A 12,600-nucleotide genomic window follows, 5' to 3' on the forward strand; every position below is an offset into this window, starting at 1 on the left:
GACTGACCGCGGAAGCGGCGGGACGACTAGTGCCGAGGTGGCTGGATACCGGTTGCTGGCCCTTATGGAGGCTAAGCTACATATATGATGGCCACCACGGGCCACATATGATACCCGAGCAGAACGTCGGCGGCACGGATCGGCTCCTGCGGGCAGTCCTCGCGGTCGTCTTCACCGGCCTCGCAGCCAACGCCCTGCGGAAACGGAACTATCCGGCACTGCTTGTGACCGCGGCCGGAGCCATCGGGTTCGGAATCAACGCGGTGACCTGTTTCTGTGGGCTGAACGAGGCTCTCGGCATCGACACGACAGCGGAGTAGCCTACTCGGCGAGATCGACCAGATCGGGGTGGGTCTGCAAACGGTCGGGAAGCGACGCCAGCGGCGTCTCGCCGGTGGCCACGCGGTCCCGAACTGCCTGCCACTGGCTGTGGCGAACCAAAATCACGACCGGCACAGCATCCAGCCCCAGCAGTTTGGCGATCGCAAGCCGGTTGCGCCCGTCGTAAAACAGCAGCTCCCCATCGCGGCCGACGGTCAGTGCGATCTCGCCGTCGACCGTCCGGGTATACGTGTTCGGCCGGGCGTGGTCGAACGGCTCGTCGATTCCCGACTCCAGGAGCGCCGACTGCGTTCGGTAGCCATCGCTCTCGATGGTCTCGTAGAGGCGGTCGATCTCGGTGCAGCGCCGGTCGACGTCCGCGGGAGTGGTACAGCCCCACGGCGCGCCCCCGGCGTCGATGGTGTCGAGACACTGCGCATAGAGGTCCGTCTCGGGCCACGGCACCCCCGCCTCGAAATGCGCCCGAAACGATCGATAGACGACGGACTCCGAAAACGGTCGGCGGTCGGCGTCCCAGTCGCCGTCCAGGACGCTGCCAGCGAAGTGGTAGTTCGGCAGGCGAAACGGCTCCGGAATCGACTCGCCGCGATCGATTGACAGCTCCTGCCACGAGATCGACTCGGTGATGGCGGCGGGATCGATTCGGTAGAGACGGTAGGGGTCGGTCGGGGCCTCGTGGCGAAGTCGCGTCCGAAGGCAGGTGGCGTCGACGAGCAGTCTGGCACACCCGTCTCGAAGCCGGTAGAGCACTGGCTCGACGGTCGGATGCTCGTTTATAACTGCGGTCGTCGTCGTTCGGACGCGGTCGACGAGCGAGTGGTAGGTCTCGTGGATCATGAGGGGACGCTGGATGGACTGCTGGGATGGACTGCTGGGAGGGGGCCATACCGGCGTTCAGTCCGTGTGTATTCGGTTCTCGGCGTTAAACTTAATTCAGGAATCCGTAAGTGGTGCAGACAGACGAGCAGACGGCCGGGGAGACGAGCAGCGAGTCCGACAGATTCAGATAGCTCAGCCACCGTTCTGAACTGAATGAGGACACCAGCAAGCCAATGGAGGGGTGGGCATCGATGGTGACGAAGGTCCGCCGCGTGATCGAGACGTACTCGCTGGAGGGGTTGGGCGAGGAACTCGCCGCGCGATGGGTCGGCGACGGCTACGAACGGGAGAGCCTCCGCGCGCTCGCCGACCGGTTCAACAGGCGGGTCCTGGAGGCCAGCATGGAGTCGGCAGGCCTCTCGCCGCTCGACGGCGAGGTCGACAACACCTACCGGCTGCTGACCGACGACGATGTGAGCGCCGGGATGGAGACCCAAGCCCGCCGCCGCCTCGAACGCGAGGGGGTCGATCCCGAAACGATGACCGGCGACTTCGTCTCCCATCAGGCGATCCATACCTTCCTGACCAGCGACCTGGAGATCGAACCGCCCGAAGGTCCCTCCGCGGCCGACCGGCTGGAGGCCGACCGCGAGACGATCCAGCGGCTCCAGAGCCGTCTTGAGGCGGTGACCGACGACACGATCGGGCGGCTCGACCGCGCCGAGGAGCTCACGATCGGCTCGTTCAGCGTGCTCGTGGACGTCCAGGTGTTCTGTGAGGACTGCGGCCAGCAGTACGGGATCGGCGAGCTGCTGGCTGCGGGAGGCTGTCAGTGCGAGCTGTCGGCCGATCCCAGCGAGGACTCCGGCGTCGACCCGAGTAATAATGGTTAACCAGTCGAGTCGACAACCATATCCATGGGACAGTCAGAGATGAGCGAAGCGGCGCTGTCCGTGTCAGTCCGAAACCTCGGGGGGATCGACGAGTCGACGGTCCGACTCCGAACGGGCGTCAACGTGCTGTCGGGGCGGAACGCGACGAACCGGACCTCGTTGCTGCGGGCGCTTATGGGCGCACTCGGCAGCGACGGCGTCTCGCTGAAAGCCGACCGGGACGCCGGGGAAGTCACGCTCCAGACCCCGGACGGAACGTACAGCCGACAGCTCGAACGCCGAAACGGGAGGGTCCACACCTCGGGAGAGCCGTATCTCGACGATCCGACGCTGGCGGATCTGTTTGCCTTTCTGCTCGAATCGAACGAGGCCAGACAGGCGGTGAGTCGGGGCGATGACCTCCGAGAGCTGATTATGCGGCCGGTCGACGTCGAGGCGATCAACGAGGCCATCGAGGAGACACACGCCGAAAAACGCCGCCTTGACGAGCGGATCAAGAAGCTGAGCGGGCTCGAAAGCGAACTACCGGAGCTCGAAGCCGAGAAGTCGGAGCTCGATACGGAGATCGCCGACATCGAAGCCGAAATCGACGAGAAACGGGCCGAAATCGACGCGATGGACGGCACCGTCGAGGCGACCCGCGCTGAACAGGAGGCGCTCGACGAGCTCCAGACGGTCCAAACGGAGCTCGAAGAGACACGGTTTCAGCGGGAGACAGAACGCGAGAGCATCGAGACGCTCCGCGAGCAGCGCGCCGAAATCGAGGCCGAACTCGACGAGCTGCCGGAGCCCTCGACCGACGAGCGCGAGCGGATCGACCGGCAGTTGGAGGAATGCCGCCAGCGACGCTCCGAGCTCGATTCGACGACGAGCCAGCTTCAGAGCGTCATCCAGTTCAACGAGGAGATGCTGAACGGCACCCCGCCAGCGATCGCCGAGGCGCTCCGCGACGGGGAGTCGACCGAAACAGTCACCGACCAGCTGCTGACCGACAGCGAATCGGTCGTCTGTTGGACCTGTGGCAGCGATATCGAGCAGGGCGAGATCGAGTCGACGCTCGACCGACTCAGATCCCTCCGCCAGGAGATGCTGAGCGAGCGCCGGGGGCTGGGCGAGGAGATCGACGAGCTCACCGAGCGGCAACGGGACCTGGAGGCCGCCAGCGACACGCGGAGCAGCCTCCAGGACCGACTCCACCGGACCGACGAGGAGCTCGACGACCGGACCGACCGCGTCGAGGCGCTATCGGCCGAACTCGAGGAGCTCCGCGAGCGGGCCACGGAGCTCGAAGCCGAGATCGAGGACCACGAGCAGGCCGCGGACAGTACCGTTCTGGAACACCACACGGAGATCAATCAGTTGGAGTTCGAGCTCGGACGGCTGGAGAACGACCGCGAACGGATCGACAGCCGGATCGACGAGATCGAAGCCACACTCGACGAGCGCGAGGCACTCGAAGCCGAACGGGAGGAGCTCCAGGAGCGACTGGCCGAACTCCGAACCCAAGTCGACAAACTCGAAAGCGAGGCCGTCGAGGCCTTTAATACCCATATCGACCGCGTGGTGGAGATCCTCGACTATGACAACATCGAACGCATCTGGATCGAGCGGACGACCGAACAGGTCACCGAGGGGAGACGGACAGTCGAGCAGTCGGCCTTCCGGCTGCATATCGTGCGGCGAACCGAGGAGGGACGGAGCTACGAGGATACGATCGGCCACCTCAGCGAGAGCGAACGCGAAGTGACGGGACTCGTCTTCGCGCTGGCGGGGTATCTGGTCCACGAGGTCCATGAGGTCGTCCCGTTCATGCTGTTGGACTCCCTGGAGGCGATCGATTCCGACCGAATCGCCGCCCTCGTCGAGTATCTCGACGACTACGTCGAGACGATCGTGGTCGCGCTGCTGCCGGAGGACGCCCAGGCACTCGACGACGACTACCACCGAGTCACCGATATCTAACTACTGGCCGGTAGACCCAATCTGCTGGCGACGAACGTATCAGTATGTCCCTCAGCCAGCGCCTGCAGCCGACCGGACGCCTCGACCGACGGGACCTGATCGGCGCGCTCGCGGCCGCCCTCCTGGTCAATCTCATCGGGGCCAGCGGCGTCGTCTTCACCGATCCCAACAGCCAGTGGTTCCAGTCGCTGACGCTGCCGTGGTTTTATCCGCCGCCGTGGGCCTTTGGCGTCGTCTGGACGCTGTTGTTTACGCTGATCGGCGTCGCGGCCTATCTCGTCTATCGACAGGGAATCGGGCGTCGACCGGTTCGGATCGCACTCGGGTTGTTCGGCCTCCAGTTGCTCGTCAACGTCGCGTGGTCGCCCGCGTTTTTCGCGCTCCAGGACCCACCACTGGCACTCGGCGTGATCGCCCTGCTGTGGCTGCTGATCGTGGCGACAGTCCGGGCGTTCGATCGGGTCGACCGGCGGGCAGCGCTGCTGTTGGTGCCGTATCTCGCCTGGGTGAGCTTCGCGGCGGTACTCAACTACACGATCTGGCAGCTCAACTGACGACCGCGAGTGCCGAAACAGTAGGAAAGACCCAAACCCTTATTCTCAGTTGTGGTAAAATACGTCCGAACGTATTGTATGTGGGTGAAATAATGCCGGACGACAGTACACAACCATCGGGCGCGGAGATCGAACCGGTCAGTTCCGGCGTTCCGGAGTTGGATCGACTGCTCCGCGGGGGGTACATTCGCGGGCGGATCTATCTCATCCAGGGGATTTCGGGCACCGGCAAATCACTCCTCGGCCAGCATTTCCTCCAGGCGGGACTTGCGAACGGCGAGACCGTCGTCTACATCCACGGCGAGGAGTCGAAGGCGGATATCGTGGTGAACGCCGCCCAGCTCAACGTCGACATCGAGGGCGCGGAGTTCCTGGATATCGGCCCGGGGACTGACTTCTTCGCCGAAGACATCTCCTACGACCTGGTCGAGACGACCGAGATCGAATCCGAGCGGTTCACCAAGGACATCAAACAGGTAATCGAGGAGACGGACCCCGACCGGATCCTGATCGATCCGATCACACAGCTGCAGTACGTCGAACGCGACGAGTACCAGTACCGCAAACGGCTCCAGTCGCTGATCCGGTTCCTCCGGGACCGGCAGGTGACGACCGTTGCCACGAGAACCGTTCACCGGAACAGCGACCTCCCGAGCACCGACGATGACTTCGAGTCCCTGAGCGACGGCATCATCAACCTCTCGCTCGACGAAAGCGAACGCCGTATCGCGGTCCCGAAACACCGAGGACTGGGGCAGATGGACGGCACCCACGGCCTCGAAATCCGTGGCGACGGCATCGAGATCTACCCGCAGGTGATCCCCGAACACCGAAATCGGACGTTCGATCCGTCGCTGATCCCCACGGGCCACGACGCCCTCAACGAAATCCTCGGCGGCGGCTTCGAGCGCGGCTCGGTGTCGTTTATCAGTGGACCGACCGGCATCGGCAAGTCGACGATCGGCGCACAGCTGCTCGACGGTGTCGCCGAGGCGGGCGGAACTGCCCTGGGCTATCTGTTCGAGGAGACGATCGAACAGTTCAGCTACCGGTGTGAGAACCTCGGCATGCCGATCTCCGAACGTCGGGCAGACGGCTCGCTACAGTTGACGGAGTTCGAGCCGCTGGTGCGTTCGGCCGAGGAATTCGGCCAGCACGTCCTCGATCAGGTCGACGAGTACGACCCGGATGCGGTTCTCATCGACGGGCTGTCGGGCTACAAGATCTCGATGCAGGGCGACGACCGGCGGCTCGTCCGCCGCCTGCACGGACTGACTCGCGTGCTCAAAAACCGTGGGATCGCGGTCGTCATCACCGACGAGGCCGACCACCTTACCGGAATACCGCGGGCGACCAGCACCAACACCAGCTATCTTGCCGACAACATCGTCTTTCTTACCTACGTCGAGGTCGACGGCGAGCTGGACCGGGCGATCGGCGTGCTCAAAAAGCGGCTCGGCGACTTCGACAGTCGATTCCACCGGTTTTCGATCAATCGCGACACCGGACTGACCGTCGAGGGACCGTTCGACAACGTCGGGGGAATTATGCAGGGGACACCGACCCGAAACGGGCCGAACGGACGGGAGTAACACGATGACCGAGCCGGGACCCGGAGACGGGGTGAGTACGATGAGCGGGTCGGGGGGTGAATCGAAGCGTCGGATACAACTCATCGTCAGCGGCGACGGCGATCGGCGGGCGCTGACGACGCTCCTGGAGGACCGGTACGAGGTCGTGGTCGACGACGACCTCCAACCGGTCGACTGCTATCTCGTCGGCGACCGAACCCTCGGCGAGTATCACGCCGCGCTCCGCGCGATGAAGACCGACCAGCATCCGACCTTCTGTCCGGTGGTGCTGATGCAGCGGCCGGAGACACAGGGGTCGGTTCGGCCGCCATCGGAGCAGGGCGAGGACTCGATCCCGCTGGTCGACGAGGTCGTCGCCGCGCCGGTCGACCGATCGACGCTGTACCGGCGGCTCCAGAACCTCCTGGCTCGGCGTCGACAGTCGGTCGCCCTCTCCGAGAAGTACGCCAACAGCCAGCTGCGGTTTCAGCGGCTGTTCGACTCGACGAACGATGCGATCTTCGTCCTCACCGGCGACGAAATCATCGAGTCGAATCGGGCCGCCAGCGAGCTGTCGGGCTACAGCCGCGAGGAACTCCGCTCGCTCGATCCGACCACCGTGATTCAGGGTAGCAATGAGACGTTGCAGTCGTTTCTCCAGGAGGTCCGCGACACCGGCGAAGAGTCGACCGGCGAACTGACCTGTACCACCAAGCACGGCGAGCGTCGCCACCTCGAAGTCTCGGGGGCAACACTCAGCTACGAGGGTTCGGAGGCGGTCGTCCTGTCGGCTCGGGATATCACCGAACGGAAGGAGCGTGAACAGGAGCTCCAACTGTTCCGGAAAGCGGTCGAAACCGTCGGCCAAGCGGTGATGATCACGGATCGCGAGGGGACCATCGAGTACATCAATCCGGCCTTCGAGACACAGACCGGCTACAGCCGGGCGGAAGCCATCGGCAGCACGCCACGGGTTCTCAAATCGGGCAAACAGCCCGAGTCGTTCTACGCGACACTGTGGGAGACGATCCTCGACGGCGAGCGGTGGGAAGCACATATCATCAACAAGCGGAAATCCGGCGAGCTCTACCAAGTGAGACAGGAGATCTCGCCGATCACCGACGCCGAGGGCACGATTACCCACTTCGTCTCGATCGAGTCCGATGTTACCGACCGAAAGCTTCGGGAACAGCAGCTATCGGTGCTCAACCGCGTGTTGCGACACAACCTCAGAAACGGAATGAACGTCATCGAGGGCAACGCCGCCCTGCTCGGCGACGGCGTCGACGATCCACAACTCCAGTCGTTCGTGACGTCGATCGAGGAGCGCACCGCGGCGCTCGCACAGCTCAGCGAGAAGGCAGGCACCATCGATTCGCTGTTCGACCACGAGCCGCCAGCCGACGCCGCCTATGACCTCCGCGAGCTGTTCGCGGCGGTCGCAGCCTCCTTCGAGGAGCGATATCCCGAGGCGGTGCTGTCGGTCGCCGATATCGATCCGATCGCCGTCCGGGCCGACAGCCGACTGAAGGTCGCCCTCGCGGAGCTCCTGGACAACGCCGTCGACCACAACGACCGGCCGACCCCCGAAGTGGGGCTCACCGCCACCCCATCCGACGGGGAACGCTCCGGCGAGTGGGTCAATATAATCATCGTCGACAACGGGCGAGGGATTCCCGAACAAGAGCGAGCGACCATCGAGATGGGCGATGAGACCCCGCTTCAGCACGGCACCGGCCTGGGGCTGTGGCTCGTCTACTGGACAGTCTCGCTGCTCGGCGGCGAGGTGACGATCACCGAGCGCTCGCCCGGCACGCGAGTCGTGTTAACGCTCCCACGGGCTGTCGACCCGGAGTCGCCGCAGAACGGTGGCGAATAAACCGACACGGGACGTCCATTCCGGCCACCGTTTTAAAATCCTGCTACGGAGTAGGCGGCAAATTCGTGTGGGAGTGGTGACCAGTATAGCGTGTCAACAGTATATTTATCAGCAAGTCGGGTATAGCGTGGGATAATGGTGCGTGACCCGTCGGGGCGGGACGATGACTACGAGTGCGAGGACGTACTCAGTACGCTCGGTGATGAGCCAACCAGAACCATCATCGAAACCCTTTCCGAACCGATGACGGCCAACGAGCTCTCGGAGGCCTGTGACATCCCGCTGTCGACGATGTACCGCAAGCTCGACAAGCTGACCGAGGCGTCGCTGGTCACCGAATCGACCGAGATCCGACAGGGCGGCCAACACACGACGCGCTACGAGATCGATTTTACCGAGATCGCGGTCCTCCTCTCGGAGGAACACACCCTGACGGCGACCATCGACCGGCCGAGTCGGGAGTCGACGGCCGACCAGCGGCTCGAAGAGCTGTGGGCACAGATCCGCGAAGGAACGTAGCCGCCAGCTCAGGGCATCGTTCGGTGGGGCCGACCGTCGTCAGGGTACCACTGGCCGTGGAAGCCGAACGGAAAGCCGGCTGGCAGTCGGGCGCGGGCGAGTTCGGAAAACGAGGCCGCATCGAGCACCAACAGGGCCGACCGATCGGACCGCGTATCCAACAGCACCGACAACACCACGCCATCGTCCTCGTCGGTCCCGGTATCGACGCCGGGAACGGGGGCCGGGGCTCGGTCGACGAACACCGGTTCGGTCGGATAGACCCCCGGCTCATGCCACACGCTCCGAGTACCCGTTTCGAGGTCGTACTTTACGAGACAGTTCAACAGCCCGATCGCCGGTGGGTTCGTATGGCCGCACGCGTACAGATACCGGTACGGACGCGTCGAGACCTGTCGGTAGTTGATCATTGGAAACTCGATCGGCCCTGAGAACAGCGACCGCTCCTCGACGGCACCGCCCTCGATCGGAAGCCGATACCGGCGGAGTTCGCCGCCCGGGACCGGCTCCTCGCCGCTGCGCAGCCGGTCGAGGGACAGCGACTGAATTACCTCACTGTTCTCGAAGGCGATGACGTCGACCACGACTCTGTTTTCGGCGGGCAGTTCGAATGCGTTGACGTGGTGAAAGACGAAACAGGGGTCGACGGCGGGCCGCGAAACGACCGCCCCGCTCTCCCGGTCGAAAATCAGAAACCGGCTGGGGAGGCTGTCGTCCCACGAGTAGTTCTCGATAAACGGCCGATGCCGGAGCAGCGCGGTCCGGTCGAGTCTCAGCGGGGACTCCAGGAGGATGGCATACCGCTCGGTCAGGCCGAACGAGTGGAAATACGCCGGGCGGTCGGCCGCGACGCGACCGATCTCGCGTCGGATCCGACTGTCTGTCGGTCGCTCGAAGAGGACGTACTCGCTCGTCCGGCCGAACTCCACGCCCATGTTGACGACCATCTCCCTATTGAAATCGTAGTGGGGATGAGCCAGACTGCCGGTGATCGACAGCCCGTCGTTGTGGTCGAGGCCGCCCTCGGTCGCCAGCGTCTCGGCATCGAACGCGACGGCGTTCGGCGTCTCGGTGATCGCGATCGGCTGCTGGCCGATTCGGTCGACGCTGATCGAAGCATTGTCGGTGAGTGTGGGATTCATCATCTCCCGCAAGCGGTCCAGGACCGACGAAGGCGCGGTCGTACCGAACTGGTCGCACCGAAGCTCGCCCTCGTGTGTGGCGTGTTCGTACTCTTTGCTGCGCAGGAAGCGGTTCGAGACGGTGACGGTGCCGTCCTGGATGCGGAACCGGCGGACCATTGCCAGCCCGTCGAACCAGTGGGTCACCGGCTGGCCGCCGACCTCGAATCGCCCCGGCCCGTTGCGAAGTAGCGTGCCCGAGAGCCACGACGGAATCGTCCCTTCGGCCGAGCACTCGATCCGGTCGAACTCTCTGTCGATGGATTCGAGACCGGCTGTGTAGGGTGGCTCCATACCCCACGGTCGACCGCTCGGTAGGTAGCTCTGTGGGTGGCTCCCGACCGTTCAAGAGTCTGCCCCCGGATACGTGTAGTATGTCGACTGACCAGCCCGACGAGATCGAACTCATCGAGGAAGCTGTCGGGAGGCGGCTCCAGGATCGCGGCGAGACGCTGTCAGTGGCCGAATCGCTGACCGGCGGGCTCGTCTGTTCCCGCCTGACCGACATCCCCGGCGCAAGCGACTACTTCGATCGCGGTGTCGTCGCCTACTCGAATACGGCCAAACAGACCGATCTCGGCGTCTCGCGGGAGACGCTCGACGCGGACGGCGCAGTCAGCGAGTCGGTTGCCGGAGAGATGGCCCGCGGTATCCGTGACACAGCCGGAACGACGTGGGGCGTCTCGACGACCGGAATCGCAGGACCGACCGGGGGCACGGAAGAAAAACCGGTCGGACTCGTCTACATCGGCGTCGCCTACGCTGGACCGTGGGGGAGCGGCTCGTCGTTCACCCGCGTCGACCGGCACGTCTTCGACGGGGATCGACTGACAGTCTCCCAACAGAGTGCGACACAGGCGCTTGTCGCGCTCGAAGATGCCATCAAGGCGGTCGAAACCGAAGATTAGTTCGTCGAGATGATCTCGACGACATCCCGGTGGTCGAGTTCGTGGTCCGCGCCGATCTGACGGTTGCTCCGGCAGTCGATCCCATGCAGGAGACCATCGCCGATATCTGAGTGGAGGAAGTAGGCGAAATCCGAGGTGGTCGACTCCTCGGGCAGAATGAAGCAGTCCCGGAAGACGCCCTTCTCGTCGGCGCTCCCGTTGGCGCTGCCAGGAAAGACGGCGATACTGCCCAACACGTCGAACAGCGCGGTCTCGATGGCCTCCTGGACGCCCGTCCCGCCGAACTCGGCAACGAACTCCCGGATCTGTTCGAGCCCGGCCTCCTGGTCGGCCGAGACCTCCTCGACGATCTCGAAGCCGTCCTCTCCCGCGGTGTAGTCGACGACACCGCCTTCGGCGGCGGTTTTGAGCGCCTTCTCGGCGTGGGCACTGGTCGGCACGAAGGTCAGGTGGTCGTAGTCGGGATCGTTGGTAATTTCCTCCCAGTTGGCCTGTGCCTCCGGCGTGTCCATCTTGTTGGCCGCGATCAGCATGGGTTTGGTGCGCTTTCTGATCTCGCGGGCCAGCGCCTCCCGGTCGTCGGCGTCCCACGTCTCGGTGTCGAGCCCCAGCCCGAGGGAGAGAATGATCTGTTTGATCTCGTCTTTGTTCGTTTTGAACGCGCTCATCTGTTCGGCGAGATCGACCTCGATTTTGGCCTCTGCGCCCTGATACTTCGTTTCGTGTTTCTCGATGCCCGACTCCAGAATCCCGAGATACCACATATCGAGTTCGTTCTCCAGGAAATCGATATCGTCCCGCGGGTCGTGGCCCTCGGTCGTCTCACCCTCGATATCCGTCTTCCCGGAGAAGTCGACGATGTGGATCAGCACGTCGGCCTCGTTGAGGTCGGTCAGGAACTGATTGCCTAGCCCGTTGCCCTCGTGGGCTCCTGGAATCAGTCCGGCGACGTCGACGAGTTTTGTCGGGACGAAGCGCGTGCCATCCTCACAGACACCGACGTTGGGGGTGCAGCTCTGGTCGAACTCGGGGGCCGCACAGTCGACGCGGACGTAGGCCTCGCCGACGCTGGGGTCGATCGTCGTGAAGGGATAGGCCCCTTCCGGCACGTCGTTCATCGTCGCCGCATTGAAAAAGCTGGATTTGCCGACCGATGGTTTGCCCACCAGGCCGATCTTGTAGCTCATTACCCCTTCTGGCCGCTCGGTCGGCAAAAACTGTTCTACCTCCGTCTTCTCCGCGTTATGCTACCGTTATACACAGGCGACCGCCAGTAGGCAGGAGCTACTCGTCGACAGTCTGCCGTCGACCCACAGTCGTTTTGCCCGCGGTTACCGAAACACGGCTATGACCACCGACGACAGCGAGGGCGACCGGTTTCTGGTCGCTATTCACGTTACCGAGTCGGAACTGGAGTTCGTTGTCCGCGTGCCGAGCGATATCGATTCTGGCTGGCGCGATCCCGAAGCGTTCCAGCAGCTCGTCGCCGAGGTGACGTGGGACCACCTCGATCAGGAGCCGACGCTTCGAGCGATTGCAGCGGAGGCCTCGCCCGGCGAGACCGTCACGCTCGGAACGGTGACGCTCCGACCGGATGGGACGGTCGTCTCACACGACCTGACTACGCCGGAGGGAGTCGACGAATAGTTCGCTGAGTCGACGTTACGGCACAGCTGCTCTCGAATGCCTAATTGAATGAGCCACAGCCGTATGGCTGCCGCTCGTCTATAACTGCACAAAGCCCACGAGCAACAACGCTGTTGCTCGCGGGCTGATGAACAGGTGATTCCAGAAGAATCACCCAAATGAATGGGGGCGGCGAACTGTGACTCCCAGAGGATCTCTCACTCCAGTACTGCACAGAACGCAGACGAGCTTAACTTCCGTGTTCGGGATGGGTACGGGTGGAACCTCGTCGCTATGGCCGCCGTAACGCCGATCAGTGGAATCGAACCACTGCAATACCAAGATC

Annotated in this window: 12 protein-coding genes and 1 rRNA gene; 9 read left to right on the plus strand and 4 right to left on the minus strand. The window is 63.7% G+C overall.

The window, feature by feature from the left end; all coding sequences use genetic code 11:
* Positions 1-107 precede the first annotated feature (107 nt).
* On the plus strand, positions 108-320 hold the full coding sequence (locus NO877_RS13760; protein WP_256396924.1) for a YgaP family membrane protein: 213 nt from the start codon (positions 108-110) through the stop codon (positions 318-320).
* Position 321: 1 nt separating this feature from the next.
* Here NO877_RS13760 and NO877_RS13765 read toward each other — a convergent pair whose 3' ends face one another.
* Positions 322-1,179, minus strand: a complete 858-nt coding sequence (locus NO877_RS13765) for a ParB N-terminal domain-containing protein (protein ID WP_256396925.1) — start codon at positions 1,177-1,179, stop codon at positions 322-324.
* 215 nt (positions 1,180-1,394) lie between these two features.
* Here NO877_RS13765 and rdfA point away from each other — a divergent pair, with 215 nt between their 5' ends.
* The 6 genes from rdfA to NO877_RS13795 all read left to right on the plus strand — a co-directional run bounded on the left by rdfA (position 1,395) and on the right by NO877_RS13795 (position 8,539).
* Complete coding sequence (rdfA, locus tag NO877_RS13770) at positions 1,395-2,054, plus strand: rod-determining factor RdfA (protein ID WP_256396926.1); 660 nt, start codon at positions 1,395-1,397, stop codon at positions 2,052-2,054.
* Between the two features lie 24 nt (positions 2,055-2,078).
* A complete protein-coding gene (locus NO877_RS13775; protein ID WP_256396927.1) occupies positions 2,079-4,016 on the plus strand; it encodes an archaea-specific SMC-related protein in 1,938 nt (645 codons plus the stop codon).
* A 44-nt stretch (positions 4,017-4,060) separates the two neighbouring features.
* Positions 4,061-4,570, plus strand: a complete 510-nt coding sequence (locus tag NO877_RS13780; RefSeq protein WP_256396928.1) for a TspO/MBR family protein — start codon at positions 4,061-4,063, stop codon at positions 4,568-4,570.
* Between the two features lie 92 nt (positions 4,571-4,662).
* On the plus strand, positions 4,663-6,162 hold the full coding sequence (locus NO877_RS13785) for an ATPase domain-containing protein (RefSeq protein ID WP_256396929.1): 1,500 nt from the start codon (positions 4,663-4,665) through the stop codon (positions 6,160-6,162).
* Positions 6,163-6,166: 4 nt separating this feature from the next.
* Positions 6,167-8,020: a PAS domain S-box protein gene (locus NO877_RS13790; protein ID WP_256396930.1), complete on the plus strand. Its 1,854-nt coding sequence runs from the start codon at positions 6,167-6,169 to the stop codon at positions 8,018-8,020.
* Positions 8,021-8,155: 135 nt separating this feature from the next.
* Positions 8,156-8,539, plus strand: coding sequence for a winged helix-turn-helix domain-containing protein (locus NO877_RS13795; protein ID WP_256396931.1), 384 nt, complete (start codon positions 8,156-8,158; stop codon positions 8,537-8,539).
* Between the two features lie 8 nt (positions 8,540-8,547).
* Here the strand turns inward: NO877_RS13795 and NO877_RS13800 are convergent, their stop codons facing one another.
* On the minus strand, positions 8,548-10,014 hold the full coding sequence (locus tag NO877_RS13800) for a carotenoid oxygenase family protein (RefSeq protein WP_256396932.1): 1,467 nt from the start codon (positions 10,012-10,014) through the stop codon (positions 8,548-8,550).
* Between the two features lie 80 nt (positions 10,015-10,094).
* Between NO877_RS13800 and NO877_RS13805 the strand changes: the two genes are divergently transcribed.
* A complete protein-coding gene (locus NO877_RS13805; RefSeq protein ID WP_256396933.1) occupies positions 10,095-10,628 on the plus strand; it encodes a CinA family protein in 534 nt (177 codons plus the stop codon).
* On the opposite strand, the gene NO877_RS13810 is transcribed toward NO877_RS13805, so the two are convergent.
* Positions 10,625-11,815, minus strand: coding sequence for a redox-regulated ATPase YchF (locus tag NO877_RS13810; protein WP_256396934.1), 1,191 nt, complete (start codon positions 11,813-11,815; stop codon positions 10,625-10,627). The two genes, NO877_RS13805 and NO877_RS13810, sit on opposite strands and share 4 nt — an antisense overlap.
* Before the next feature lie 160 nt (positions 11,816-11,975).
* On the opposite strand from NO877_RS13810, the gene NO877_RS13815 reads away from it, so the two are divergent.
* Entirely contained in the window at positions 11,976-12,275 is a 300-nt protein-coding gene (locus tag NO877_RS13815; RefSeq protein ID WP_256396935.1) for a DUF8124 family protein, read from the plus strand.
* A 163-nt stretch (positions 12,276-12,438) separates the two neighbouring features.
* Here the strand turns inward: NO877_RS13815 and rrf are convergent.
* Positions 12,439-12,560 (minus strand): 5S ribosomal RNA (rrf, locus tag NO877_RS13820).
* Between the last annotated feature and the right edge of the window lie 40 nt (positions 12,561-12,600).

The organism is Halohasta litorea (assembly GCF_024494645.1).
In the GTDB taxonomy this organism is placed as follows: domain Archaea; phylum Halobacteriota; class Halobacteria; order Halobacteriales; family Haloferacaceae; genus Halohasta; species Halohasta litorea.